At 66.1% G+C, this 24,336-nt stretch carries 22 protein-coding genes and 1 pseudogene; 11 read left to right on the top strand and 12 right to left on the bottom strand.

What is annotated here, in order from left to right; all coding sequences use genetic code 11:
• Positions 1-56 precede the first annotated feature (56 nt).
• Both J2P76_RS20130 and J2P76_RS20125 read left to right on the top strand, forming a co-directional pair.
• Positions 57-929 (top strand): aldo/keto reductase family oxidoreductase, encoded by an 873-nt coding sequence (locus J2P76_RS20130; RefSeq protein WP_207409622.1) that lies wholly within the window; start codon positions 57-59, stop codon positions 927-929.
• A 134-nt stretch (positions 930-1,063) separates the two neighbouring features.
• Positions 1,064-2,527, top strand: a complete 1,464-nt coding sequence (locus tag J2P76_RS20125; protein ID WP_207410599.1) for an amino acid permease — start codon at positions 1,064-1,066, stop codon at positions 2,525-2,527.
• A gap of 34 nt (positions 2,528-2,561) precedes the next feature.
• Here the strand turns inward: J2P76_RS20125 and J2P76_RS20120 are convergent, their stop codons facing one another.
• The gene (locus J2P76_RS20120; protein WP_207409621.1) at positions 2,562-4,379 is read right to left on the bottom strand and encodes an ABC transporter ATP-binding protein/permease; all 1,818 of its coding nucleotides are present in this window, start codon (positions 4,377-4,379) and stop codon (positions 2,562-2,564) included.
• Between the two features lie 56 nt (positions 4,380-4,435).
• A complete protein-coding gene (locus J2P76_RS20115; RefSeq protein WP_207409620.1) occupies positions 4,436-5,344 on the bottom strand; it encodes a LysR family transcriptional regulator in 909 nt (302 codons plus the stop codon).
• Positions 5,345-5,474: 130 nt separating this feature from the next.
• On the opposite strand from J2P76_RS20115, the gene J2P76_RS20110 reads away from it, so the two are divergent.
• The 6 genes from J2P76_RS20110 to J2P76_RS20085 all read left to right on the top strand — a co-directional run bounded on the left by J2P76_RS20110 (position 5,475) and on the right by J2P76_RS20085 (position 12,573).
• The gene (locus J2P76_RS20110) at positions 5,475-6,641 is read left to right on the top strand and encodes a mandelate racemase/muconate lactonizing enzyme family protein (RefSeq protein ID WP_207409619.1); all 1,167 of its coding nucleotides are present in this window, start codon (positions 5,475-5,477) and stop codon (positions 6,639-6,641) included.
• A 141-nt stretch (positions 6,642-6,782) separates the two neighbouring features.
• Positions 6,783-8,543, top strand: coding sequence for a hypothetical protein (locus J2P76_RS20105; RefSeq protein ID WP_207409618.1), 1,761 nt, complete (start codon positions 6,783-6,785; stop codon positions 8,541-8,543).
• An 11-nt stretch (positions 8,544-8,554) separates the two neighbouring features.
• Positions 8,555-8,935, top strand: a complete 381-nt coding sequence (locus tag J2P76_RS20100) for a response regulator transcription factor (RefSeq protein WP_207409617.1) — start codon at positions 8,555-8,557, stop codon at positions 8,933-8,935.
• Complete coding sequence (locus tag J2P76_RS20095) at positions 8,935-10,110, top strand: YaiO family outer membrane beta-barrel protein (protein ID WP_207409616.1); 1,176 nt, start codon at positions 8,935-8,937, stop codon at positions 10,108-10,110. Before J2P76_RS20100 ends, J2P76_RS20095 begins: the two co-directional genes overlap by 1 nt.
• A 10-nt stretch (positions 10,111-10,120) precedes the next feature.
• A complete protein-coding gene (locus J2P76_RS20090; protein ID WP_207409615.1) occupies positions 10,121-11,155 on the top strand; it encodes a HEAT repeat domain-containing protein in 1,035 nt (344 codons plus the stop codon).
• The gene (locus J2P76_RS20085; protein ID WP_207409614.1) at positions 11,155-12,573 is read left to right on the top strand and encodes a glycosyltransferase family 2 protein; all 1,419 of its coding nucleotides are present in this window, start codon (positions 11,155-11,157) and stop codon (positions 12,571-12,573) included. Before J2P76_RS20090 ends, J2P76_RS20085 begins: the two co-directional genes overlap by 1 nt.
• A 10-nt stretch (positions 12,574-12,583) precedes the next feature.
• On the opposite strand, the gene J2P76_RS20080 is transcribed toward J2P76_RS20085, so the two are convergent.
• The 7 genes from J2P76_RS20080 to J2P76_RS20050 are packed head-to-tail and all read right to left on the bottom strand — an operon-like array spanning position 12,584 to position 19,358.
• Positions 12,584-12,916, bottom strand: a complete 333-nt coding sequence (locus J2P76_RS20080) for an Hpt domain-containing protein (protein ID WP_207409613.1) — start codon at positions 12,914-12,916, stop codon at positions 12,584-12,586.
• The gene (locus tag J2P76_RS20075) at positions 12,913-13,308 is read right to left on the bottom strand and encodes a response regulator (RefSeq protein ID WP_207409612.1); all 396 of its coding nucleotides are present in this window, start codon (positions 13,306-13,308) and stop codon (positions 12,913-12,915) included. The genes J2P76_RS20080 and J2P76_RS20075 overlap by 4 nt, the downstream gene beginning before the upstream one ends.
• The gene (locus J2P76_RS20070) at positions 13,305-15,581 is read right to left on the bottom strand and encodes a CHASE3 domain-containing protein (protein WP_207409611.1); all 2,277 of its coding nucleotides are present in this window, start codon (positions 15,579-15,581) and stop codon (positions 13,305-13,307) included. Before J2P76_RS20070 ends, J2P76_RS20075 begins: the two co-directional genes overlap by 4 nt.
• 53 nt (positions 15,582-15,634) lie before the next feature.
• The gene (locus J2P76_RS20065) at positions 15,635-16,423 is read right to left on the bottom strand and encodes a heme ABC transporter ATP-binding protein (RefSeq protein ID WP_207409610.1); all 789 of its coding nucleotides are present in this window, start codon (positions 16,421-16,423) and stop codon (positions 15,635-15,637) included.
• Positions 16,423-17,394, bottom strand: a complete 972-nt coding sequence (locus J2P76_RS20060; protein ID WP_207410595.1) for an iron chelate uptake ABC transporter family permease subunit — start codon at positions 17,392-17,394, stop codon at positions 16,423-16,425. The genes J2P76_RS20065 and J2P76_RS20060 overlap by 1 nt, the downstream gene beginning before the upstream one ends.
• 19 nt (positions 17,395-17,413) lie before the next feature.
• Positions 17,414-18,292, bottom strand: coding sequence for a heme/hemin ABC transporter substrate-binding protein (locus tag J2P76_RS20055; RefSeq protein WP_431603434.1), 879 nt, complete (start codon positions 18,290-18,292; stop codon positions 17,414-17,416).
• Between the two features lie 13 nt (positions 18,293-18,305).
• A complete protein-coding gene (locus tag J2P76_RS20050) occupies positions 18,306-19,358 on the bottom strand; it encodes a hemin-degrading factor (protein ID WP_207409609.1) in 1,053 nt (350 codons plus the stop codon).
• A 192-nt stretch (positions 19,359-19,550) separates the two neighbouring features.
• On the opposite strand from J2P76_RS20050, the gene J2P76_RS20045 reads away from it, so the two are divergent.
• The gene (locus J2P76_RS20045) at positions 19,551-20,468 is read left to right on the top strand and encodes a LysR family transcriptional regulator (RefSeq protein WP_207409608.1); all 918 of its coding nucleotides are present in this window, start codon (positions 19,551-19,553) and stop codon (positions 20,466-20,468) included.
• A gap of 10 nt (positions 20,469-20,478) precedes the next feature.
• Here the strand turns inward: J2P76_RS20045 and J2P76_RS20040 are convergent, their stop codons facing one another.
• From J2P76_RS20040 to J2P76_RS20030, 3 genes are all read right to left on the bottom strand, one after another.
• Positions 20,479-21,465 carry a tripartite tricarboxylate transporter substrate binding protein gene (locus J2P76_RS20040; protein WP_207409607.1) on the bottom strand — a complete coding sequence of 329 codons (987 nt, stop codon included), beginning with the start codon at positions 21,463-21,465 and terminating at the stop codon, positions 20,479-20,481.
• Between the two features lie 40 nt (positions 21,466-21,505).
• Positions 21,506-22,597, bottom strand: a complete 1,092-nt coding sequence (locus tag J2P76_RS20035) for a tartrate dehydrogenase (protein WP_207409606.1) — start codon at positions 22,595-22,597, stop codon at positions 21,506-21,508.
• 102 nt (positions 22,598-22,699) lie between these two features.
• Entirely contained in the window at positions 22,700-23,590 is an 891-nt protein-coding gene (locus J2P76_RS20030; protein WP_207409605.1) for an EamA family transporter, read from the bottom strand.
• Between the two features lie 245 nt (positions 23,591-23,835).
• Between J2P76_RS20030 and J2P76_RS23845 the strand changes: the two are divergent.
• Both J2P76_RS23845 and J2P76_RS23840 read left to right on the top strand, forming a co-directional pair.
• Positions 23,836-23,895 (top strand): annotated as a pseudogene (locus tag J2P76_RS23845) (hypothetical protein); the annotation flags it as partial.
• A 100-nt stretch (positions 23,896-23,995) separates the two neighbouring features.
• A complete protein-coding gene (locus tag J2P76_RS23840) occupies positions 23,996-24,283 on the top strand; it encodes a LysR substrate-binding domain-containing protein (protein ID WP_431603444.1) in 288 nt (95 codons plus the stop codon).
• The last annotated feature ends 53 nt before the right edge of the window (positions 24,284-24,336 follow it).

Below are 24,336 nucleotides of genomic sequence, written 5' to 3'. Positions count from 1 at the left end.
TATCGAGCGGCGGGTCAAGGCCTAGACTGGGCGCTTCATTATTCAAGGTGACTGCCATGAACCATGTCGACCAGGCCGGCACGTATCTGCTGGGCGAACGCAAGGTGTCCCGCATGGGCTACGGCGCCATGCAGCTTGCCGGCCCCAAAGTCTTCGGCCCGCCGAAGGACCGCGCCGCCGCCGTGGCGGTGCTGCGCGCGGCGGTGGAAAGCGGGGTAACGCACATCGACACCAGCGATTTCTATGGCCCGCACATTACCAACCAGATCATCCGCGAGGCGCTCAGCCCTTATCGCCCGGACCTGACCATGGTGACCAAGGTGGGCGCGGTGCGCGACGACCAGGCCAATTGGTTGCCCGCCTATTCGCCGCGGGCACTGACGCAGGCGGTGCACGACAATTTGCGCAATCTGGGCCTGGACGTGCTGGACGTGGTGAATCTGCGCATTATGTTCGACGTGCATGGCCCGGCCGAAGGGTCGATCGAGGAACCCCTGGCGGTGCTGGCGGGTTTGCAGCAGCAAGGCCTGATCAGGCACATCGGCCTCAGCAACGTGACCGCCGCGCAGCTTGCCCAGGGCCGCGGCCTGTGCCCGATCGTGTGCGTGCAAAATCACTACAACCTGGTGCACCGTGGCGATGACGCGCTGATCGACGCCCTGGCGGGCGATGGCATCGCCTACGTGCCGTTCTTTCCCCTGGGCGGCTTCAGCCCGCTGCAATCGGCCGGGCTGTCCCAGGTGGCGCAAGACCTGGGCGCCACCTCCATGCAGGTGGCGCTGGCCTGGCTGCTGCGGCGTTCGCCCAATATTCTGCTGATTCCGGGCACGTCGTCGCTGGCGCATTTGCAGGAAAACCTGGCCGCCGGTTCGCTGGCGCTGCCGGCCGGCGCCATGGCGGCGCTGGACCGGGTCGCCGCGCAGGACTAGTCCTGTGCACCGCCCTGGGCCTGGGCGGGACGCGTTATTCTTCCTGGTTTTGCGGGGTTGCCAGCCTTCCAGGGCGCCCCGCCATTCACAGGAACCCCATCTTGGCCGAATCCGATACCCGCCACGCCGCCGGCATGCCCAGCAAAGACGTGTCCACGCCCGGCGGGCTGCGGCGCACGCTGGCATCCCGCCATTTGTCCATGATTGCCGTGGGCGGCTCTATCGGCACGGGCCTGTTCGTGGCGTCGGGCAACACCATTGCGCAGGCCGGCCCGGGCGGGGCGTTGCTGGGTTATGCGCTGATCGGCCTGATGGTCTATTTTCTGATGACCAGCCTGGGCGAACTGGCCGCGGCCATGCCGGTGGCGGGCTCGTTTTCCACTTATGGCTCGCGCTATGTCGAGCCGGGCTTCGGTTTCGCGCTGGGCTGGAACTACTGGTACAACTGGGCGGTGACGGTGGCCGTGGACCTGGTGGCGGCGCAGCTGGTCATGGCTTACTGGTTTCCCGATGTGCCGGGCGTGTACTGGAGCGCGCTGTTCCTGGCCATTACCTTCGGCCTGAATGCCTTGTCGGCGCGCGGCTTCGGCGAGGCGGAATTCTGGTTCGCGCTGATCAAGGTAATTGCCGTGCTGGCGTTCATTGCCCTGGGCGTGCTGATGCTGCTGGGCATTATCCGCGGCGGCGAAACCGGCGGCTGGCAGAACTGGACGGTGGGCGACGCGCCTTTTGCCGGCGGGTTCGCCGCGCTGATCGGCGTGGCGATGGTGGTGGGCTTTTCTTTCCAGGGCACCGAACTGATCGGCATTGCCGCCGGCGAATCCAAAGACCCGGCGCGCAATATTCCGCGCGCGGTGCGCCAGGTGTTCTGGCGCATTCTGCTGTTTTACGTGCTGGCCATCGGCGTGATCGGCCTGCTTATCCCCTATACCGACCCGCAGCTGCTGCGCAACGACGTTACCGACATCAGTGTCAGCCCGTTCGCGCTGATTTTCGACCGGGCCGGCCTGCTGGCGGCCGCGTCGGTGATGAATGCGGTGGTGCTGACCTCGGTGCTGTCGGCAGGCAATTCCGGCATGTACGCGGCCACCCGCATGCTGTACGCGCTGGCGCGCGAAGGCAAGGCGCCGGCGGTGTTCGGGCGGGTGTCGGCCAGCGGCGTGCCGGTGCTGGCCCTGCTGGCCACCACCGCGCTGGCCGCGCTGTGCTTTCTGTCGTTTGTGTTCAGCCCTAACCAGGTCTATATCTGGCTGCTGAATACGTCGGGCATGACGGGCTTCATTGCATGGCTGGGCATCGCCATCAGCCATTATCGCTTTCGCCGCGGCTATGTGGCGCAGGGCAACCGGCTGGCCGACCTGCCTTATGTATCGCCGTTTTTTCCGTTCGGGCCGATTTTCGCTTTCGTGCTGTGCCTGGTCATCACGCTGGGCCAGAACTACCAGGCCTTTCTGCAAGACCGCATCGACTGGGTGGGCGCCGGGGCCACGTATATTGGCATTCCCGTATTCCTGCTGATCTGGGCGGGCTATCGGCTGTCGCGCGGATCGCGCTTTGTGCGTTATGGGGACATGACGTTTCCGCTGCGCCAAGGCTGACCCGCCACGGCCGGGGCGCCGCGTGCCGGCCGCCTTATGCCGCGGCCAGCGGCGCGGCAGGAATGCTGGCCAGCTTCCAGCCCGCCTGGCCGTCCAGGCTGACGCCCATGTCATGGAAGGCATCCAGCGTGCTGCGATGCCCCACGCTGACGATCATGCAGTCGGGCAGCTGGCTGCGCAGCAGGCCGTATAGCGCGTGTTCCAGCCCTTCGTCGGTGGCCGAGGTGGCTTCGTCCATGAACACGATGGCCGGCCGGTTGAACAGCACGCGCGCGAAGGCCAGGCGCTGCTGTTCGCCCAGCGACAGAATGCGCGACCAGTCGCCGGTCTGGTCCAGCGCGCCCGCCAGGTGCCCCAGCTGTGTCTGCCGCAGCACGTCTTGCAGGCGCGCGTCGTCGGCCGGGGTGGCCGTGGCGGGGTAGGCGATGGCGGTGCGCAGGTCGCCCAGCGGCAGATAGGGGCGCTGCGACAGGAACAATGCCTGGCCGCCCACGGGGCGCCGCACCTGGCCCTGCGCGTACGGCCACAGCCCGGCCAGGCCGCGCAGCAGGGTGGTCTTGCCGCTGCCCGACGGGCCCTTGATCAGCAGGGCCTGCCCGGGCGCCAGCTGCAGGTGCAGGTCTTGCAGCAGCACCTGGCCGTCGGGGCGCTGCACGGTCATGCCTTCGATGCGCAGCCCATCGGCCAGGGTGTCGATGCGCATGCCGGGCAGCTTGCGTGCCTGCCGGTTGGCGTCCTGGAAGCCGTCCAGCCGGGTCAGCGTGGCGCGGTACTGCGCGAAGGCGTCGTACGAGGTGCGGAAGAACGACAGCGCATCCTGCACCTGGCCGAAGGCCTGCGAGGTCTGCATGACATCGCCCAGCTTGATGGCGCCGCTGAAAAAGCGCGGCGCCTGCAAAATGAAGGGGAACACCACCGCCACCTGGCTCACCGCCAGGTTCAGGCCCGAGAATTTCAGCGTGCGGCGGATCAGGGCCCACAGGTTGCCGATGTACGCCGCGAAGCGCGTGCCCAGTGTCTGCCGCTCGACTTCGGCGCCCTGGTAAAAGGCGACGTTCTCGGCGTTTTCGCGCAGGCGCACCAGCGCGTAGCGGAAGTTTGCCGTCAGCTGTTCGCTAAGAAAGTTCAGGCCAATTAGCGGCCGCCCCACCTTGAAGGCCAGCAGCGTGGCCACGATCACGTAAAGATAAACCAGCAGCACCATGGCGCGCGGCACTTCCAGGCTGCCGAGCTGCAGCGGGCCGGACAAATGCCACAAGATGGCGGTGAATTCCACCAGCGACACTACCGCGCTGACCGCGCCCAGCGCCAGGGTGCGCGAGCCGGTCACGAACGAGGCAATGTCCAGTTCGATGCGCTGGTCGGGGTTGTCTATCGGGTGGTCCAGGAACTGGCCGCGGTAATACGCGTTGCCCGCCAGCCAGTCGTGCGTCAGGTGCGTGTTCAGCCAGGTGCGCCAGTCGATCTCGAACGCCTGGCCCACGTAGTAGTCGACCAGGGCGCGCGCCACGTGCACGGTGGCCAGCACGCCGAAGATGACCAGCATGGTCCAGAAGGCGGCCATGTTCAGCGCCTGCAGGGCGTCGTAGAAGCCCTTGTACCAGTACGAGAACAGCACCGTCATGCGCACCGCGGCCAGCGTCAGCAGCAGTTGCAGCACCAGGCTGCCCAGCGGGCGCCAGCTGCGGCGCGGCGTCAGGTAGGGCCAGGCCAGGCGCCAGAACTGGCGGCCCCAGGCCGTGCCGTGCGCCAGGGCCCACACCAGGGCCGCCGAGGCCAGGCCCGCGATGGCAAAGCTGCCCAGCAGCCATAGCAGGCTGCTGCCGAGTTGCTGATGCCAGTTCAGGTCCATATCGTGCGTATATTGTTCTTCTGGAAATTAGATGCCGCACAAAGGAATAGTTCCCGCTATTCGCCGTGCGCGGCCTGCACCGCCCGCCAGAAGGCGCAGGCGGCCGGGGCCAGCGTCTCGTCCGGGCGAAACAGGCGGATATCGGCCTGCAGGCGCCAGGATGCGTCGCCCGCCTCGACCAGCCGGCCGTCGCGCAGTTCGGCGTCGACCATGCTGTGCGGCAGCCAGGCCACGCCGCGCCCGTCCAGCGCCATGCTTTTCAGCACCGCGGCCAGGTGGGCGGTGAACACGGGCTCGACCCGCGCCTGCGGCAGCGAGGCGCCCAGCAGCGCGCGCACCAGCCGGCCCAGGCCCGATTCGGCGCTGTACGCCAGCAGGGGCACGGCCTTGCGGGCCCGCATCGACAAGGCATGGCGCGGCCGCCCGGTGCGGTCTGGCGCGCACACCGGCACCAGCGTGTCGGTGCCCACTTTCAGTGAACGGTAAGCCGGCGTGTCCAGGCGGCCGGGGGCCTGCGCGTGGGTGTGGCACAGCAGGAACTGCACGCGGCCCTGCTGCATCCAGGCTTCGCATTGCTGCAGCATGTCGGACACCAGCTGGATCGGCCCGATGGGGGTGCGCGATTCCAGGCCGCGCAGCCATTGCGGCAGGAAGGTCAGCGACAGCGCGTGGGTGGCGGCAAAGCGCAGCGTGGCCGACCCGGCGGCGGCCACGGCGCGCGCCTCGTCGGGCACCCGCGCAACCCGGCCCAGGATCTCTTGCGCGGTGGCGCGGAACCATTCGCCGGTTTCGGTCAGCGCCACCGGATGCGTGGCGCGGTCGAACAGGGCCACGCCCAGCCAGTCTTCCAGGGCGCGGATGCGGCGGCTGAAGGCCGGCTGCGTCATGTGGCGGTCTTGCGCGGCGCGCGAGAAATTGCCGCTGGCGGCCAGGGCCAGGAAGTCTTCCAGCCAGGACAGGTTCATGGGCGATGCCTACAAAGCATGAAAGCAGAAAAAAACGGCATTGGGCAAGCGTGCCGCACGGCCCCGATAATACGCTGCATCATCCGCCGGCACGCCGGCGCCGCCCCCGTCACTGCCGGAGCCTTTCTTTATGAAGATCGTCGAAGTCCGCGAGTCCACGCGTCCCATCAAGTCCAATATCCGCAATGCGTACATCGACTTTTCCAAGATGACGCTCAGCCTGGTCGCCGTGGTAACCGACGTGGTGCGCGACGGCAAACCCGTGATCGGCTACGGCTTCAATTCAAACGGCCGCTACGGCCAGGGCGGCCTGATCCGCGACCGTTTCGCGCCGCGCATTCTGGAAGCCGATCCGGCCAGCCTGCGCGACCAGGCGCGCGACAACCTCGACCCGCACAAGGTCTGGGCCGCCATGATGACCAACGAAAAGCCCGGCGGCCACGGCGAACGCTCGGTGGCGGTGGGCACCATCGACATGGCGGTATGGGATGCGGTGGCCAAGATCGAGGGCAAGCCGCTGTACCAGCTGCTGGCCGAACGCTACGGCAATGGCCAGGCCAGGCGCGACGTGTTCGTGTACGCCGCCGGCGGCTACTACTGGCCGGGCCAGGGCCTGGACGGCCTGCGGCGCGAAATGCAAAGCTACCTGGACCGCGGCTATTCAGTGGTGAAGAAGAAAATCGGCGGCGCGTCGCTGGCCGAAGACTGCCAGCGCATCGAGGCGGTGCTGAAGCTGCTGGGCCCGGGCCAGCGCCTGGCCGTCGACGCCAACGGCCGCTTCGACCTGAAGACCGCCATCGAATACGCCAAGGCGCTGTCGCAGTACGACCTGTTCTGGTACGAAGAAGCGGGCGATCCGCTGGACTACGCTCTGCAGGCCGAATTGGCCAACCATTACGACAAACCGATGGCCACCGGCGAAAACCTGTTTTCCATGCAGGATGCCCGCAACCTGATCCGCTACGGCGGCATGCGGCCCGACCGCGACTGGCTGCAGTTCGACTGCGCGCTCAGCTACGGGCTGGTGGAATACCTGCGCACGCTGGACATGCTGAAGGAATACGGCTGGTCGGCCTCGCGCTGCATTCCGCACGGCGGCCACCAGATGTCGCTGGCCATCGCGGCCGGCCTGGGCCTGGGCGGCAACGAATCGTACCCGGACCTGTTCCAGCCCTATGGCGGATTTCCGGACGGCGTGCGGGTGCAAGACAGCATCGTCACCCTGCCGGAACTGCCGGGCATCGGGTTCGAAGGCAAGGCCGATCTGTATGCCGAGATGAAGGCGCTGGCCAGTTGATACGCTGGCGGCGTGCGGGTGCTTCAGGCATTGCGACGTGCAAGGCGTCTTGCCGGATGAGTGATCAAGCGAGGGGACAGATTCCCGTCGACCGGGATATGATGTAGCTCATTCGAGGCCTCTGATCCAATAATGAGAATCATGCCAACTTCTCGCGTTATTGGAATCCTGACCAGGCGAGCGCAACGGGGCAGAACCGGCAGACAGCAATTCCTGGCCTCATTGCCACTCAAAAGCCGCCCGTATCTGGCTTCAACGGTGCGCCTGGCGATCACTGGCATGGGTGGCGCGGCCGCCCTGGCGTTCGTCGCTGCGGCGCCCGCCGCTGTACTGTGTTTCGATACTGCGGGGAAATGGCAAGAGAATGCATCGCCGGCGCAACGCGCGATACGTTGTCAAGACGTGCCCCTGCCTGTTCATGCCGAAGTGCAATGGGCCTTCATGCCGGCACAGCCATTATCTTCTTCGCCCCGCCTGGCCGCTACCGGCGCTGGCGGCAACGCGCGATTTCAGGCCGTTCAGGTGCTGGCCGATGTTCCCGGCCCACCGGCGTCTGTCGCGTTACCCTTCGGGCAGCCGCTGTTGCCCCGCCTGATCGCCTCGCCGTTTGGCGTTGAAGAGCGGGCCATTCTGGCGCATAGTGCTGCAAATCGGGTAACCATTGCCTGCCGGCCAGGAGCACGGCCCGCTGGCGTGACGCTGCGCGGCCCGGGGGTTCGCCTGCCTCGCGGAGCTTCCGGCGTGCTGCGCGTTGCGGCTTCTGGCGATGCCGGTTTTCTGCTCGGACTGGGCAGTGCCGGCCAGGATCCTGACGGGTTATGGCCGGCCGATGTTGCACAAGAACGAGATTCTGTCGATATCCCCTTGCCGCAGGCGGAAGGCGAGCTCGAGCCTGCGCGGGATTCAATAGTGGTTGTGTGTCCTGCTTCGGCTGCCACCTTGACTTTGACTGATGTGCAATTGCTACCGGCTGGCGCTTCGCAACGGGCGACGCGGGCCGGCTGGGCCTGGGCGGAAAGCCGGTGGCGCGATGGGGGCGGCGCGCTGCTGGATGCGGCTCTGCAACATGGCATCCGCAGCATCTATATTTCCGTATCGCTGGCGGGCGATCGCCTGGCCGAGCCCGCGGCATTGGAGCGCTTCGTGCAGGCAGCGTCTGCCAGCGGCGTGGCCGTGTGGGCAGTCGAAGGCGATCCCGGCATGGTTCTTGCCGCAGGCCGCGAACATGCGCTGAGCAGGCTGAATGCCATCAAACAATATCAGTCAGCCGTTGCCGCCGCTGCGCGGCTGGCCGGTATCCAGTATGACATCGAACCTTATCTGCTATCCGCATATACCGAAAACCCGTCGCACATTGCCCGTCAATGGCGCGACACGCTGCTCGCACTGGGTGACGCGGCCGGATCGATGCCCATGGATGTCGTCTTGCCGTTCTGGGTGCTGGACAGCCCGGGCGGAAAAGAAGTGGCTTCATCCGTGCGTATGCCCGGTCGGTCAATAACAGTGATGGCCTACCGTACTGAGGTGGCCGCCATCCAGGCCGCTGCCGAACCCTTGCTGGCTTGGGGGGCGTCCAACAAAGTGCCGGTGCGCGTTGCGCTCGAGGCCGGGCCGTTGCAGGACGAGTTGACGCAATACTACGCTGTAGACCATAGTGGCGGGAAATCGATATTGTGGGCGATCCCGGTTGCAGGCACTGAGGTGATCGTACGGCTGAGCCAGCCCATGCAGATCGAGCATGGCCGTGGCTACCAGCCGCTGCGCGAAAGCACCACGCCCGCCTCGCGGGTCAGTTTCCTGGGAAACTGGCCACGCATGCGCGCCGCCGTCGGCGTGCTGGAGAACATATTTCCCGCCTGGCCCAGCTACGCTGGCATGTCCCTGCACGGACTGCTCGACTAAGGAGATCTTGCATGACGGCACCCCTGGTTCTGATCGCGGACGATGACGATCTGCTGCGGGATCTCGTCCAGCACAAGCTGTCTCTCAGAGGATACACGGTCGAGCAGGTTGCCGATGGGATGGCCGCTTATGAATTCATCAAGGCGCGCCGGCCTGCGTTGGCTGTCCTGGATGCCATGATGCCCGACCTCGACGGCTTCGCATTGCTGCGCCGGCTGAACGCCGAAGGCCTGCTGCAATACACGCGCGTCATCATGCTGACCGCGCGCAAACTCGAAAGTGACATTGTCGGTGCATTCCGCGCGGGCGCGGCCGATTATCTGCAGAAGCCTTTCAAGCCCGAAGAGCTAATGTCGCGCGTCGTCAGGGTCGTCCCACCGGAGTCCGTTTGATGCGGCCATTGGGCAGCTGGATGATTGGCGTTGCGGTGTTCGCCGGCGGAATGGCGAGCGTGGGTATGCCGGATGTGGCTGCCGGCCAGGCGATGCCGGCGCAAACGGCCGAACAACTTTATCTGGACGGGGTGCGCGCGCGCCGGGCCGGCCACACCGACGAAGCGATCGAACTGCTGTCGCGCGCCGCGGCCGCAGAGCCCCGGAATGCGGACGTGCTGTTGCAGCGCGGGTTGGCCCAAGCGGACGCGGGCTGCCTCGAGGCCGCGCGGGCCGACCTGAACGAAGTCCTGCGGCTGGCGCCTGACTATGCCGATGCGCGGCTGGCATTGGCACGCATTGCCCTGCGCGAGAATCAAACCGCACAGGCCCAGGCGCAACTGCAGAAAGTGCTGACAGTCGAACCTGCCAACCGGGAAGCCCGATTGTTGCAAGCCCGCCTGTTGGTGCAGAGCGGCCGGGTACAGGCGGCCGAACGGCCACGCTTCCGGCTGGATATCAACGGCAGCCTGAGCCATTTATCAAATGATTTGCCCCATTGGCGCGAAGGCGCGGTCAGGCTGGCGTATGCCGCCAATGACCGGACCACTTATTCAGGCGGCATGGACGTCAGCCATCGTTTTGGCACTACTGATACGTATATCGAAGGCCGGGTCGATCACCAATTTACTGGACGCCTGGCAGCCTATGTCTACGCGGGCGGAACGCCCGACGCGTCATTGTTGCCCGAAGTCGCGCTGGGCAGCGGCATCAGCGCGCGCCTGCAGCAGCCGGGCGGCCGTCATGCCACTTTTGCGACCTTGGATGGGCGCTTTGCTCGATACGTGACAGGCAACGTCTGGTCGCTGAACCCGGGCCTGGTCCAGTATCTGGCCTCTGATCGCCTGTGGCTGACCGCCAGATGGATCAACACCCTCGACGAACAAAACCATTACCTGACAGGCTGGTCATTGCGAGCCGACTGGCAGGCCTGGGATCGCGCGCGGTTATTGGCCGGCTATGCCAATGCGCCGGAATCCAGCGATGGCATCACGGTGCGTACGCGCGCCATTTATGGCGGCCTGGCCTACGATCTGGATGAACGCAATAGCATCCAGCTTATCGGTGCACACGAAAAACGGGCGGGCCTCTACGATCGCAACAGCATTACGCTGGGCCTGACGACCCGGTTCTGATGGAGCACGTATGTTGCTAGCTATCTGGTGGGGTTCCTGGGTACTCTGCGCGGCCGCGTTGGCCGCGCTTGCCGCATTGATCTGCGTGCGCGCCTATCGGCGCCGGCGCGATCTGCGAGACCAGGCTCTGGTTCGCGACTTGTCGCGCCACCTGATCATCTGGCTGGACGACTCGTCTCATGATATTTCTGCCATCCGGCCGGTCGCCGCCGCACGCCCTTCGATGATCGAAAACTTGCTGTTTCGCACAGCTGATCTGGTGCAGGGCGATGAGCGGACGCGGCTGATTGCTCTGGCGCAGGCACTCGGCTTGCAGGAGCGATTGCTTCGCAAATTGCGGCGCGGGGGATCCGTGCAGCGGCGTCAGGCTGCCGAAACCTTGGTAATGTTCGAGGCCGATGCGGTTGTCGCCGCCCTGGTTACGGCGCTGGACGACCGAAATGTGGCCGTGAGGCTGGCCGCGGCACGTGCGCTGGCCGGCCAAGGCCGGCCGGTGCCCCTGGCCCGCCTGGCAGCCGACCCCGCGTGGTTTGGCGATTCGGTCCTGATTCAGGACCTCTTCGGCAAGCTTGCCTCCTATCAGGCTGATGATCTGGCCATGTTGGCGGTCGACGAAAAAATGGATTTCCGCGTGCGTGCGGCCGCCGCGCAAGCGGTGGCCAGCGCCGGCCGCTATGAGGCTTTGCCGCTGTTTCTGGAAATGGCATCTTCGCGTCACGACACGCTGCGCGAAGCCGCCGCTGTCGCACTGGGGATACTGGCGCATCCACGTGCCGCCGCAACGCTGCGGTCATTGTTGCGGGACCCGTATTGGCCGGTGCGGGCGGCGGCAGCCGAGGCTGCCGGCCGCGTTGCTTCTGCAGACCTCGCGCCTGGCCTGGAAGATGCATTGAACGACGAAAACTGGTGGGTGCGTTCGCGAGCCGCGGACGCCTTGCGCGCCGTCGGCGCCGTGGGGCAAGCCGTGTTGTCGCGCGTTGCTCAGGGGCCCGCGTCGCCGGCCCGCGACGCCGCCGCGCTGCACCTGCCTGGGCAGGAGGCGTAATGTCCGAGTTCTTCCAGCTGCTGGTGCAGGGCGCCCAGATCGTGGTGCTGGCCATCATTGCCACCGGCGTGGCCCAGGACTTGGTCTATCTGCTACAGCTATGCATTGTTGCCGCGCCCCGTGACAAGACCGATGGCGCCGGCTCGGCTGATGAGCTGTGGCAGCGCTACGGCGACGTCTGTCCGCCCATTGCCTTGCTGGTGCCTGCATATAACGAACAAGCCAGCATAGCCGATAGCGTCAAGGCTTTGCTTTCCCTTCGCTATCCGAACATAGAAGTCATCGTCATTAATGACGGGTCGCGGGACGGCACCATGGACGTGTTGAAAAGCGCGTTTCATCTGGACGCGCTGAAGCGTTCTTACGAGCCGACGGTCCCGCATGCGGCGATCCGCCAGGTGTACGGGTCGCCGCTGCACGCCAACCTGGTCGTGATAGACAAACAAAACGGCGGCAAGGCGGATGCGCTGAACGCCGGCATCAATTTATCGCGCGCGCCGCTCTTTTGCGCCATCGACGCCGATTCCCTGATCGAGCCGGATGCCTTATTGCGGGTGGTCCAGCCCTTCATAGATCGACCCTCGCGTACGGTGGCGGTAGGCGGAACGGTGCGGGTGGCCAACGGGTGCCGTATCGCGGGCGGCCAGGTGGTGGAAATCCGTGCGCCACGTAAATTGCTGCCCTTATTCCAGGCGGTCGAATACTTGCGCGCTTTCTTGATCGCGCGCGTGGCCTGGAGCCGCGCAGGAGCCCTGACGCTGATATCAGGAGCGTTCGGCATGTTCCGCAGGGATATTGTGATGGCTGTAGGCGGATACAGTCTGGGCACAGTGGGAGAAGACCTCGAGCTGGGGTTCAAGATACATCGTCGCATGCTCGACGAGCAGCGCGACTATGAAATCGTCTTTTTGCCGGAACCGGTTTGCTGGACCGAGGTGCCAGAATCACTGGCCGTGCTGGGCCGGCAGCGCAGCCGCTGGCAGCGCGGGGCGCTGGAAGCATTCTTCAAGCACAGAAACATGCTGTTCCACCCCCGATATGGCCGTATCGGCTCGCTGGGCCTCGGGCACGTGCTGCTGGTCGATGTACTGGGCCCGCCAATCGAGATGGCAGGATACATTCTGCTTCCGTTATTGTGGGCAAGCGGATGGTTGAGTGTTGACTATCTTCTGGCCTTTCTTGGTTTGACTTTCGCGTTCGGCACGTTTGTCAGCATTGCTTCGCTGGTGCTGTCTGAGATCGGGTTACGGCGCTATCCCGCCGAACAAGACCTGCTGCGCCTGGCGCTGGGCGCATTGCTGGAAAACTTCGGGTACCGGCAGCTAAGCAACCTGTGGAGGCTGAGAGGCTGGTGGCAGTTTCTGCGCGGGGAACAATCCTGGGGAGCCATGACTCGCGTGGGATTCCGGCGAGACTGACGCATGCGCCTTACCGCAGAATACCGGTGGCCTGGTCCATGGCCTGCAATAAATCTTGCGCGGCGGTTTCGATTGCTTGGCGGTCGTATTGCCCGGCGGGTGCGATCAATGTATCTTCCAGGCGCACGCTGGCTTCGCTGACGGCGTCGAATCCGAAGGTGCCACCCAGGCCCGCCAACTGATGCGCCAGCCGGCGCATCGCATCATGGCCCGACCATGCGGGCCCTTCTTTGCGCAAGGCCTGCAGCGTTTGATGCAGTGTCTGGCTTTCAGTCACTATGCGCTGCCGGAAACGCTGCTGCATGCTGGCGTAGGCGGCCGTGGCGTCGGGAGAGAGCGTCATGTCTTGCCTCGTGCCAGTGTGCGGGTAATCCGGGCCAGTTGCAACGCGTCGAAAGGCTTGGGCACTACACCCACTGCGCCCAGGGCCAACAGACGCTGCGTTTCTTCGCTTTGCGCCCGCGCCGTGATGAAAGCGATCGGCAACTGCTCGCACCCCGGCTGTTCGCGGATGCGCCGCATGGTGGTGGGGCCGTCCATGCCAGGCATCATGACGTCCAGCAAGATCAAATGAGGCTGCCAGGCGGCGGCTTGTTCTACGGCTTGTGCGCCGGAACTGCAGCTTTTGACCTCCAGACCGCCGTCCAGTTCAAGTGCGAATACGGCGATTTCACGGATGTCGTCTTCATCGTCGACGTAGAGGATGCGCAGGCGTTCCATAAGGCTTTCGTTCATGACTGGCTGCAGGAGGTCGAGTCGGGCGTTTGCGGGGCCAGCGGGATTTCCACGGTGAACACCGTGCCGGACGGCCCGGTTGTGAAGCTGATCCGGCCGTTCATTTGTGTGACAAGCTGCCTGGTAATGCTCAAGCCCAGGCCGGTGCCGCCCTTGCGGCGCTGGTCCGACGCATCGGCCTGGGCGAATTTATGATAAATCCGTTCTTGAAATTCCGCAGGTATGCCGGGCCCATGATCGCTGACTGCCAGTTGCGCCACGCTGTCGCGTTTCTGCACCGCCAGTGTGACGACGCCGCCTTCCGGCGAGAATTTCACCGCATTCGATATCAGGTTCGTCAGCACCTGGTTCAGGCGGTCGGCGTCAACCAGCACTATCAGGTTGGTGGAGTGCAGTTGAGCCTCCAACGTAACACCATAACGTTCTGCGAACCCCTGGTTGGCTTCTATGGCCAAGTGGGCGATGGCATCCAGCGGTTGCGGCCGCAGGTCGAAGTGAATCAGCCCTGCTTCGATTTTCTGTATATCCAGAATATCGTTCACCAGGCGAACCAGCCGATTGCTATTGGAATGCGCGATCTTGGCCAGATGCATTGCCTTTTCGGGCAAGCCTCCGCCTGCGCCGGCCTCCAATAACTGAAGCGCCCCGCTTATAGAGGTCAGCGGAGTACGAAGCTCGTGGCTGACTGTGGCAATGAACTCGTTCTTGATTTGATCCAGCCGTTTGCGTTCGGTGGCATCGCGCACCGTCGCTACGAGCAATGTCTGGTTGAATAGCGCCAGTTCGTAAAGTGCGAGGTCTATGGGAAATCGGGTGCCGTCCTGGCGTTGTCCGGCCGATTCGTGGACACCTCCGATGCCTGCATGGATGTGCAGGCTCGCTTCCGAATTGCCCGGGCTGGAGAATTCGTCGGCGAGAAGCCGTGATATATGGATATTGGAAGCATCGGCGTCGGCGTACCCGAACATTTGCAATGCGGCTGGATTGATGTCCTCGATCATGCCGTTGCGCCGGATGGTCAGTATGCCGTCGATCGCGTTGTTGAAGATGCCTTGGCTGCGCGTCAGCGAATCATTGAGCGTATTGACGATGCGCTGCCTATCGGCCGCATGGCGCAATTGTGCGCCTGCCGCCGCGGCAAAAGACTCTACGGTTTCGTCCGGAGCATCATCCTGGTCTATGGTTAAAACCAATAGGGCGCTGGGGCCGGCCTCGTCAGCGACCGGTACATGCACACGTTGATACGCGGGTGTATCTTCGTGCGCCGCCAGCGTCTCGATCCAGACCTCCTGGTTCGTGTACCGGTCCGGCCAGCCCAGTTGCGAGTCTGCGGCCGCCGTTGCGAATTCTGCATGCTCGATCGTGCCGTCGCGCTGGAGCGATTGAGTGATTTGCCGCACGGCAGCCTGTTCTGACGCAGAGGTTCGCCATAGCGCCAGGCCGTGCCGCCCTTTCAGCAGACGCATCAGCTCGGCCAGCGTGTTGGCTAATGCATCATGCAATGTGCGGCCGACTCCCGCTGCCTCGGCGATGCGCTGCAAACCCCGCGCCTGGCGCTCGCGGGCTTTCAACGCGGCTTCGCTGGCCATGCGCTGCCTCAGGGCCTTGAAGACGATAGTGCCCGACACTATAAGTACGGCGACGATCACCGCAATCAAGGTCAGGAACAGCGCAACCAGCTGCCGAAATTCCCGCTCTTCGACGGCGCGCCGCGCCATCCGCGCCGTTTCTTCGGCGTGTCGCAACGACGAAATGGCGACCCGGATGTTGTCCATCATGATCTTGCCGGTGCCCTCTTGCACGGCCATGCTTGCCGCGTAGCGCCCCTGGTTGTCGCGAATGTCGATGGTGCGCGCCATTTCTACTTGTTTGCCCTCGATCAGACGCTCTAGTTGCTCTGCCTGCCGCAGCAGTTCGGCATCTCGCTGCAGCAGCGTCTTCAGGCTTCCTACACTGGAGATGATGGCGGGAGTCGCCTGGTCATATGGCACCAGAAAAGATGGGTCACCCGTAAGGATGTAGCCGCGCTGGCCTGTTTCAGCATCCTGGATCAATGAGAACACGTTCTGCAGCTGTACCTGTACCTGGTACGATTCCTGCAATTCGGCGCGCGTGTTTTCGACATTCTGGTGTTGCGCCCATACCGCCCATATTGCGATGCAAGAAAGAAGCACCACGCAAAACATGACAAGCGCGGTGCGTTTGAATAGCAGGCGTTCCGAAGCGGCAGACGGCATAGCGGGCCTTGGCTGATTGCGGCCTTTCGGCGGCATGGACGTTCACGCTAGCATAGCAGCCAGCTTGCTGTACTTGATGCCCTCGGCGGTTATCTTGGTAGTACCAGCAATCTGCCCGGCAGCGTCGGATGCGGCAGCACATCCGCCTCGATGTCGTACACCGCGCGAAGGTTCTGCGGCGTCAGCACCGCATCGGGCGCGCCGTCGGCCACCACTGTGCCGCCGCCCAGCATCACCAGCCGGTCGCACCAGCGGGCCGCCAGGTTGACGTCGTGCACGATCACCAGCACGCCCAGCCCCTGTTCATGGGCCAGCGCGGCAATCGTGCGCAGCAGCTCGATCTGGTGCTTCGGATCCAGGCTGGAAATCGGCTCGTCCAGCAGCAGATAGCGCGGCGTGCCCGGATCGCGCTGCGCCTGGCACTGCGCCAGCACGCGCGCGAACTGCACGCGCTGCTGCTCGCCGCCCGACAGTTCGGGATAGCGCCGCTGCGCCAGGTGCGGCACGCCGGCCAGGGCCAGCGCCTGGCCCACCAGTTCTTCGACTTCCACCGGATCCAGTTCCGGAAACGGATAAGCCCCCATGGCCACCACCTCGTCCACGCCCAGGTCGAAGCTCAGCGATGGTTTTTGCGGCAGCACCGCGCGCTGCCGCGCCTGGCGGCGCGGCGGCAGGCTGGCCAGGGCGGCGCCGTCGAGTTCGATGGCGCCGCTATCGGCGCGCAGCTCGCCAGCCAGCGCGGCCAGTAGCGTCGATTTGCCCGCGCCGTTGGCGCCCAGCAGGCCCAGCACCTGGCCGGGCTCGACCGCCAGCGACACGCCGGACAGGATGCGCGCGCCGTTGCGCGACAGGGCCAGGTCGGTGGTTTGCAGGCTCATCAGAATCGGCGTCCGCGCGCCAGCAGCCACAAGAAGAACGGTCCGCCCACCAGGCTGGTGACCAGGCCGATCGGCAATTCGGCCGGGATGACCACGATGCGGGCCAGCCAGTCGGCCAGCGTCAGCGCCAGCGCGCCGGCCAGCATGGAAGCCGGCAGCAGCCAGCGGTGGTCGGCGCCCAGGGTCATGCGCACCAGGTGCGGCACCACCAGCCCCACGAAGCCGATGCCGCCGGTGGCGGCTACCAGCGGGCCCACGATCAGGGCCGTGGCCAGCACCAGCTTGTAGCGCACGGTGACCAGCGCGAAGCCCAGGTGCTGCGCTTCGCGCTCGCCCAACAGCAGGGCGTTCATGGCGCGCCACTGGCGCATCAGCCAGGCCGACCACAGCAGGGTCCAGGGCGCCAGGAACGCCAGCAGGGGCCAACTGGCGCCGGCCAGGCTGCCCATGCTCCAGAATGTCAGGTCGCGCAGCTGCGCGTCAGAGGCCATGTAGGTCAGCAGCCCGATCAGGCTGCCGGCCACGGTATTGATGGCGATGCCGGCCAGCAGCAGCCCCGCCACGCCGGATACGCGTCGCCCCACGGCGTAGGCGGCGCCGGTGGCCAGCAGGCTGCCGGCAAACGCCGCCGGCGCGGTCACGGCAAAGCCGCCGGCGGTCAGCACAATAGCCGACACCGCGCCCAGCGCGCCGCCGGCCGAGATGCCCACCAGCCCCGGCTCGGCCAGCGGGTTGCGGAACAGCGCCTGCATGGCCGCGCCGGCAATGGCCAGCGCCGCGCCCGCCACCGCGGCGAACAGCACGCGCGGCAGGCGGATGTCGAGCAGCACATTGCGCCACAGCGCGTCGTCGGGCTGCGAGACGCCAGTGGCCAGCACGCGCAGCGCATCGGCCAACGGGATGTGCACCGCGCCGCTCAGCGCGGCCAGCAGCGCCACCAGCAGGGCCGCCGCGCCCAGCCCCGCCAGCACCGCGGGCGGCGCGGCGCGCCTAGCCGGCCGGGCGAGACGGCCGGCCCTGGCGAGCGACACAATCGGTCTCCTTCAATGCGCGGATGGCCTGCGGCAGGCGCGGCCCGGTACCCAGCGCCAGCAGGTCGTCCATGACGACGATGCAATCGTTGGCGGCGGCCGGCGTGGCAGCCACGCCCGGCATGGCGCGCAGTTTTTCCATGCCGCCCGCCGCGTCCAGCGACATGCGCGGCACCACGATCACCTGCGGCGCCAGCGCGCCCAGCGCTTCGGCCGACAGCGGTTTGTAGCCTTGCTGATCGGCCAGCACGTTGACCAGGCCCGCCAGTTCCAGCACCAGCGACGCGGCGGTGCCGCCGCCCGCGCCCAGCGGCGTGCCGGTGCGGTTCATGATCAGCACCGCGCGCGCGTGCGATTCGGGCAGGGCGCGCGCGTCGCGCAGCGCGGCGTCCACCGATCCCGCCAATTGTTCGCCGCGCTCGGGCACGCCCAGCGCCTGCGCGATCTGGCGGATGCGGTCATCCAGCGACTGTGTGCTGGGCTGGTCGGACACCACCGCCACCGGCACGCCCACTTCTTTCAGGCGGGCGATGGCGGCCGGCGGCCCGGCCTGGTCGGACGCCAGCACCAGGTCGGGTTTCAGGGCCAGCACGCCTTCTACGGGCACGGCCCGGTAATAGCCCACGCGCGGCAGTCTGGTGGCGGCTTCGGGGTACAGGCTGGACAGGTCGTCGCCTACCAGGCGGCTGCCCTGGCCCAGCGCGTAGACAATCTCGGTGACCGTGCCGCCCAATGCCACCACGCGCCGGGCCGGCGCGTTTTCCGCGGCATGCGCCGCGCCGGCCAGGCATGCCGCCGCCAGCGCCGCCATTGCCGTTTTCAACAGGCTTGCTGCCATGATGCTCCTTGCGTCAGGCGGTCAAGGGCTGCGCGCACAGGCTGCTGAGCAGGCGCCGCCATTCGGCCAGCTCGGGCTTGCCGGGCTTGCGTTCGCCAAAGAACTGCACGATCAGGTCGCCGCTGGCCGCGTAAAGCTCCAGCGACGTCACCCAGCCGTCGCTGGTGGGCTTGCTGACCACCCAGGCCGAATCGATGGCCTGCGTGTTCAGGTGCAGGTTGAAGCGCGGGTCCAGCACATTGAACCACGGGCCGGTGCGGCGCAGGTTCGACACCGCGCCGGTGTGGATCTGGATCATGCCGCGGTTGCCCACGAAGCACATGATGGGCAGACCCGATCCGGCCGCCGCCTGCAGCATGTGTTCGGCCGTGTCGGCCTCGACGCGCTGCGCCAGGTCGATGCCCGCCGCGTCCAGGGCCGCCAGGCGCGTCACCTTGAACTTGCGCAGCATCGGAAAGAATTCGTGGGTGTCCTGCATGGCCTGCCAGCTGGCGCGCAGGGCCTGCGGGTCGCTGACGGTGCCGGCCTCGTCGCTGGCGGGGTAGGGCAGGTTTTCGGGCCAGGCCGGCTCGCCCGCGAAGCGCACCACCAGCGCATCGTAGGCGTTGGCATCGGTGGCGTCGGTGCGGTACACCTTGTGTACCGCTTCGCCGGCGCGGTCGAAGAACTGCAGGCTGTGCCTGCCGTCCTGCTCGACGGCCCAGGCGGTATCCCAGCCGCTGAAGAACACGCGCAAGTCGATGTCGGGGCCCAGCACCAGGCCCACCGGCCCGTCGGCGTGGATCGATTCGTAGCGGCCGTGGCGCTCGTGCACACACCATTCGTTGCGCGTCAGCGCCATCACTTCGCCCAGCGTGCCCAGCTCGCGGAAGATTTCCTGCGGCGATTCGGCGCGGGTCAGGGCGGTGGCGCGCACGCCGCTGCACTGCGCCGCCACCCACTGGGCCTCGGACACGCCCAGCGCCCGCGCCAGATTGCGCGCGCGCACGCCAGGCTGCGACGCCGCCATGGCGTCGTTCAGGGCCCGCAGCTCGGCTGCCCGTTCGATGTACAAGCTGTTGCTCATCAAGTCTGCTCCCGTCTGCCCCAGTCTACCGGACGCCGCCGCATCGGCCGCGGTCCGCAGGGTATCGGGCACTCATTCTGGCACAAACGAAAATAAAACTCATTCTAAATAATAAAGGATGAGATGCAAGTCCTGTTCCCCGCCGTGGGCTGGGCTACTATGGCCGCCATTCCCCGCAACATGCCAAATGCCATGGGCCAGTCCCAAGAACTGCAGCTGCTGGTCGAACTGGTGCGCGCCGGCAGTTTTTCGGCGGCCGCGCGCGAGATGGGCGTGACCACCGCCGCGGTCAGCAAGCGGCTGGCGCAGATCGAAGACCGCCTGGGCGTGCGCCTGCTCAACCGCAATACGCGCCGCATCAGCCTGACGGCCGAAGGCGAGCTGTACCTGGAAAACGCCCGCCGCATCCTCAGCGACATCGAGCACCTGGACCAGCTCATGGCCAACCGCCAGGCGCAGCCGCGCGGCCTGCTGAAAGTGAATGCGCCGCTGGGGTTCGGCCGCAGCTACATCGCCCCGGCCATCGTGCTGTTCGCGCGCCGCTACCCCGATGTCGACGTGCAACTGCAGCTGACCGACGCACCCGGCGATTTCGTGCAGGATGCTTTCGACGTGGCCATCCGCTTCGGCGATATTCCCGATGCCCGGCTGATCGCCCGCCGCATCGCGCCGAACCGCCGCCTGGTGTGCGCCGCGCCGGCCTACCTGAAAAAACACGGCCGTCCGCAGGCGCCGCAAGACCTGGCGCGCCACCAGTGCATCGTGCTGCGCCAGAATGAAGAAACTTATGGCTTGTGGCGCTTCACGCGCGGCGAGCACAGTGAAACGGTCAAGGTGCGCGGGCACCTGAGCAGCAACGATGGCGAAGTCACGCTGACCTGGGGGCTGGCCGGCCTGGGTATTCTGCAGCGCGCCGAATGGGACCTGGCGCGCTACCTGCGCTCGGGCCGCCTGGAACTGCTGCTGCAAGACTACGCCCTGCCGCCCGCCGACATCCACGCCGTGTTTCCCGAACGCAATCACCTGTCGGCCAAGGTGCGCGTGTTCATCGATTTCCTGGTCGACTACTTCCAGGACAGGCGGCAAGGCGGCACCGGCGCCGCCTGGTAAGCCGCCGGGCTCAGTTGATGGCCACGTTGGCCTGCTTCACCAGCTTGGCGTAGCGTTCGGTGTCGTCCTTGATCTGCTGCGCCATGTGCGCGCTGCTGTCGCCCACCGGCACCGCGCCGATCTCGGCCATGCGCTGGCCGAAGCCGGGCGACTTGATGATCTTCACCATTTCTGCATTCAGGCGCGCCACTACCTCGGGCGGCGTGGCGGCCGGCGCCAGCACGCCGAACCAGGTGCCCATGTTGAAGCCCTTCAGCCCGGATTCCTGCAAAGTGGGCACATCGGGCAGGGCAGCCGAGCGCTGGTCGGTGGTTACCGCCAGGGCCCGCAGCTTGCCCGACTTGATGTGCGGCAGCACCGGCGTAATCGTGTCGAACGACATATCGATCTGGCCGCCCAGCAAGTCGGTGGTCAGCGGGCCGCTGCCCTTGTACGGCACGTGTAGCAGTGTCACACCGCCCAGGTTCTGGAATTGCGCGCCGATCATGTGCTGCCCCGTGCCCATGCCGTTAGAACCGAAAGTGAGCTTGCCCGGTTCCTTGCGCGCCAGGGCCAGCAGTTCTTGAACGCTGTGGGCCGGCACCTTGGGGTTCACCACCAGGATATTCGGCACCAGCGCCACCGTGGTGACAGGCGCGAAATCTTTTTGGAAATCGTAGTTCAGGCTGTGATACACGCTGGTGGCAATTGTGTGGTGCACCGCGCCCATCAGCAGCGTGTAGCCGTCGGGCCTGGCCTTGGATACGTAGTCGGCGCCCAGCGTGGCGCCCGCGCCCGGTTTGTTTTCCACCACCACCGGCTGCCCCAGGCTCTTGGCCAGTTCGTCGCCCAGCGCGCGCGCCAGCGCATCGGTCGTACCGCCGGCCGGAAACGGCACCACCAGATTCACCGGCCGGGTGGGGTACGACTGCGCGGCGGCGCCCCCCGCCAGCATGATGCCCATGGCGCACAGCGCGCCGGCCAGCGAACGGCGCAGGCTGTTCTTTGCAAGTTTCATGATGTCTCCTGTTTTCTTATTAATGAATGGCGCGCCGCCTCTAGGCCGCGCGCGCCTGGCCCGCCGCCGCCTGCAGATGGCGGCAGACTGCCTGGGTGACCTGCCCGGTGGTCGCCGTGCCGCCCAGGTCGCGCGTATGCAACGCCGGGTCGGCGGTCGCGCTTTCCACGGCCCGCATCATGCGCGCCGCCGCCTGGTGCTCGCCCAGGTGTTCCAGCAACATCACCACCGACCAGAACGTGCCGATCGGATTCGCCAGGCCTTTGCCCATGATGTCGAAGGCCGAGCCGTGGATGGGCTCGAACATCGACGGGCCGCGCCGTTCAGGGTCGATATTGCCGGTGGGGGCAATGCCCAGGCTGCCGGCCAGCGCCGCGGCCAGGTCGCTCAGGATGTCGGCGTGCAGGTTGGTGGCCACGATGGTGTCCAGCGAGGCGGGGCGGTTGACCATCCGCGCCGTGGCGGCGTCCACTAGTTCTTTGTCCCAGCGCACATCGGGAAACTCGCGGCTGATCTCCAGCGCGATCTCGTCCCACATCACCATGGCATGGCGCTGCGCGTTCGACTTGGTTACTACGGTCAGCTGCTTGCGCGGCCGCGACTGCGCCAGCCGGAATGCATAGCGCAGAATGCGTTCCACCCCGGCGCGCGTCATCATCGATACATCCGTGGCGGCCTCGATCGGCAGCCCCTGGTGCACGCGGCCGCCCACGCCCGAATACTCGCCTTCGGAGTTCTCGCGCACGATCACCCAGTCCAGCTGCCCGGCCGCGCAGCGCTTCAGCGGCCCGTCGATGCCGGGCAGCAGGCGGGTGGGACGCACATTGGCGTACTGGTCCAGGCCCTGGCAGATCTTCAGCCGCAGGCCCCACAGCGTGATGTGGTCGGGAATGTCGGGGTCGCCCGCCGAGCCGAACAAAATGGCGTCCTTGTCGCGCAGGTATTCCAACCCGTCGGCCGGCATCATCACGCCGTGGCGGCGGTAGTAGTCGCCGCCCCAGTCGAAATCCTGGAACTCGAACGCGAACGATCCATCGGCCTCGGCCAGCACCTGCATGGCCTGCCGGCCCGCGGGGATGACTTCTTTGCCGATGCCGTCGCCCGGAATGGTTGCGATGCGGTACGTCTTCATGTGCCTGGCTCCTGGCCGGCGACCGCCGCCGGCTTGTTTCCCGGGCACTGTACCCAGCGCATCGCCGCGGCGGGCCGCCGGCGATTCAAAACATTGTTAACTTCAGGTTAACGTGCCCGCCGCCGCTTCTGTCGGCGCGCGAGCAGCCTGCGCCTGCACCCGCTGTACCCCCCACACACTGCCGATCACGATCATCATGCCCACCAGTTGCGGCGCGTTCAGGCGTTGCCCCAGCAGCGCCCAGCCCAGCACCACCGCCGTTACCGGGCTCAGGAAACCCAGCGCGGCGACCGCGGCGGGCCCCAGCCGCGCCAGCCCGCGAAACCACAGCGCATAGGTGAAGGCGCCGCCGATTACCGCCAGGTAGGCCAGGCCGCCCAGGTTGGCGATGCTCAGCGCGGGCAGCGGCGCTTCCAGCCAGGCCGCGACGGGCAGCAGCAACAGGCCGCCCGCCGTCAGCTGCCAACTGGCGAAGGTCAGTGCCGGCACGGGCGGCTGCCAGCGGCGGCTGAGCACCGTGCCTAGCGCCATGGACAGCGCGCCGGCCAGCCCGGCGGCCACGCCCAGCGGGTCCAGCGCCGCGTCGGGCGTCAACACCAGCAGGCCCACGCCGCCTATGCCGGCCAGCGCGGCCGCCACCGACCAGCCCCGCACCGGCGCGCCCAGCAGCAGCCGGGCCAGGCCGATCACGATCAGCGTCTGGATCGAGCCCAGCGTGGCCGCCACACCGCCGGGCAGCCGGTAGGCGGTAACAAACAACATCGCCCAGAACACCGAGAAGTTCAGCCCGCCCAGCAAGAAACTGCGCAGCCACCATATGCCGCGTGGCAGGCTGCGCGCCCACCACAGCAGCAGCAGGCCGGCCGGCAGGGCCCGCAGCATGGCAACCGTCAACGGATAGCCGTCCGGCAGCAATTCGGTGGTCACGATATATGTGCTGCCCCAGATGGCCGGGGCCAGGGCCGTGGCAAGCACGTCGGCGCTGCGAGGCATGGTGTGGCTCCTGATGTGGTTTCCGGCGCGGCGCCTTAAGCCAGTTCCGTCAGCCGCTCGATCTGCGCCAGTGGAAGCGCGTTAAGAAGGTGTCAGGCACCCTACGGGAGTCAGACACCTGAGTACCCGGGGGCGCCGCAAGAACCGAAACCCCGTTCAAGCCCATACCCGCCAGACTAATCCCTCTATCCTGAATTGATAATATTCACTAAGGTGCATTCACTATCATCTGTGAGTGAATAATCATGGAGCACCTCACCGCCCTGCGCGTGTTCCGCAACGTCGTCCAATTGGGCAGTTTTGCCCAAGCCGCCCGCCAACTGCGGCTATCGCCCGCGGCGGTCAGCAACGGTCAGCAAGAACATCGGCGAACTCGAAGCCCATTTGGGCGCGCGCCTGCTCACCGTGCTGCCGCATGTGCTGTGCGGCGCGCCTGCGTACCTCCGGCGGCACGGCGTGCCCGACACCCCCCAGGCGCTGCGCGGCCACAACTGCCTGCGCTTCACCCTGTCGGGCCATGCCCACGAATGGAACTTCCACCGGCACGGGCAGACCGTGCCCGTGCGCTACCAGGTCAATTCCAGCCTGGCCGTGCGCGACGCGCTGCGGGCCGGCTTCGGCCTGAGCCCGGTGCCGCGCACTTATGTAGAAGACGACCTCGCCCAGGGCCGCCTTACCGGCCCAGGCCGCTGATTGATTGAGCCAGTCTTGATAATAAGCAAATGGATTTCTTGATTATTTCATCA

Origin of the sequence: Bordetella petrii, from assembly GCF_017356245.1 — a bacterium.
Taxonomy (GTDB): domain Bacteria; phylum Pseudomonadota; class Gammaproteobacteria; order Burkholderiales; family Burkholderiaceae_B; genus Bordetella_A; species Bordetella_A petrii_D.
This window is presented reverse-complemented; position numbering and strand designations above follow the sequence as displayed.

What these genes read in the sequence shown, in the direction of transcription:
- J2P76_RS20085 (WP_207409614.1), top strand. Translation starts at nt 11,155, where the DNA reads ATGTCCGAGTTCTTCCAGCTGCTGGTGCAGGGCGCCCAGATCGTGGTG.
- J2P76_RS20040 (WP_207409607.1), bottom strand. Translation starts at nt 21,465, where the DNA reads ATGAAACTTGCAAAGAACAGCCTGCGCCGTTCGCTGGCCGGCGCGCTG.
- J2P76_RS20055 (WP_431603434.1), bottom strand. Translation starts at nt 18,292, where the DNA reads ATGGCAGCAAGCCTGTTGAAAACGGCAATGGCGGCGCTGGCGGCGGCA.
- J2P76_RS20030 (WP_207409605.1), bottom strand. Translation starts at nt 23,590, where the DNA reads ATGCCTCGCAGCGCCGACGTGCTTGCCACGGCCCTGGCCCCGGCCATC.
- J2P76_RS20050 (WP_207409609.1), bottom strand. Translation starts at nt 19,358, where the DNA reads ATGAGCAACAGCTTGTACATCGAACGGGCAGCCGAGCTGCGGGCCCTG.
- J2P76_RS20090 (WP_207409615.1), top strand. Translation starts at nt 10,121, where the DNA reads ATGTTGCTAGCTATCTGGTGGGGTTCCTGGGTACTCTGCGCGGCCGCG.
- J2P76_RS20115 (WP_207409620.1), bottom strand. Translation starts at nt 5,344, where the DNA reads ATGAACCTGTCCTGGCTGGAAGACTTCCTGGCCCTGGCCGCCAGCGGC.
- J2P76_RS20130 (WP_207409622.1), top strand. Translation starts at nt 57, where the DNA reads ATGAACCATGTCGACCAGGCCGGCACGTATCTGCTGGGCGAACGCAAG.
- J2P76_RS20075 (WP_207409612.1), bottom strand. Translation starts at nt 13,308, where the DNA reads ATGAACGAAAGCCTTATGGAACGCCTGCGCATCCTCTACGTCGACGAT.
- J2P76_RS20065 (WP_207409610.1), bottom strand. Translation starts at nt 16,423, where the DNA reads ATGAGCCTGCAAACCACCGACCTGGCCCTGTCGCGCAACGGCGCGCGC.
- J2P76_RS20100 (WP_207409617.1), top strand. Translation starts at nt 8,555, where the DNA reads ATGACGGCACCCCTGGTTCTGATCGCGGACGATGACGATCTGCTGCGG.
- J2P76_RS20105 (WP_207409618.1), top strand. Translation starts at nt 6,783, where the DNA reads ATGCCAACTTCTCGCGTTATTGGAATCCTGACCAGGCGAGCGCAACGG.
- J2P76_RS20125 (WP_207410599.1), top strand. Translation starts at nt 1,064, where the DNA reads ATGCCCAGCAAAGACGTGTCCACGCCCGGCGGGCTGCGGCGCACGCTG.
- J2P76_RS20035 (WP_207409606.1), bottom strand. Translation starts at nt 22,597, where the DNA reads ATGAAGACGTACCGCATCGCAACCATTCCGGGCGACGGCATCGGCAAA.
- J2P76_RS20095 (WP_207409616.1), top strand. Translation starts at nt 8,935, where the DNA reads ATGCGGCCATTGGGCAGCTGGATGATTGGCGTTGCGGTGTTCGCCGGC.
- J2P76_RS20110 (WP_207409619.1), top strand. Translation starts at nt 5,475, where the DNA reads ATGAAGATCGTCGAAGTCCGCGAGTCCACGCGTCCCATCAAGTCCAAT.
- J2P76_RS20120 (WP_207409621.1), bottom strand. Translation starts at nt 4,379, where the DNA reads ATGGACCTGAACTGGCATCAGCAACTCGGCAGCAGCCTGCTATGGCTG.
- J2P76_RS20045 (WP_207409608.1), top strand. Translation starts at nt 19,551, where the DNA reads ATGGGCCAGTCCCAAGAACTGCAGCTGCTGGTCGAACTGGTGCGCGCC.
- J2P76_RS20070 (WP_207409611.1), bottom strand. Translation starts at nt 15,581, where the DNA reads ATGCCGCCGAAAGGCCGCAATCAGCCAAGGCCCGCTATGCCGTCTGCC.
- J2P76_RS20080 (WP_207409613.1), bottom strand. Translation starts at nt 12,916, where the DNA reads ATGACGCTCTCTCCCGACGCCACGGCCGCCTACGCCAGCATGCAGCAG.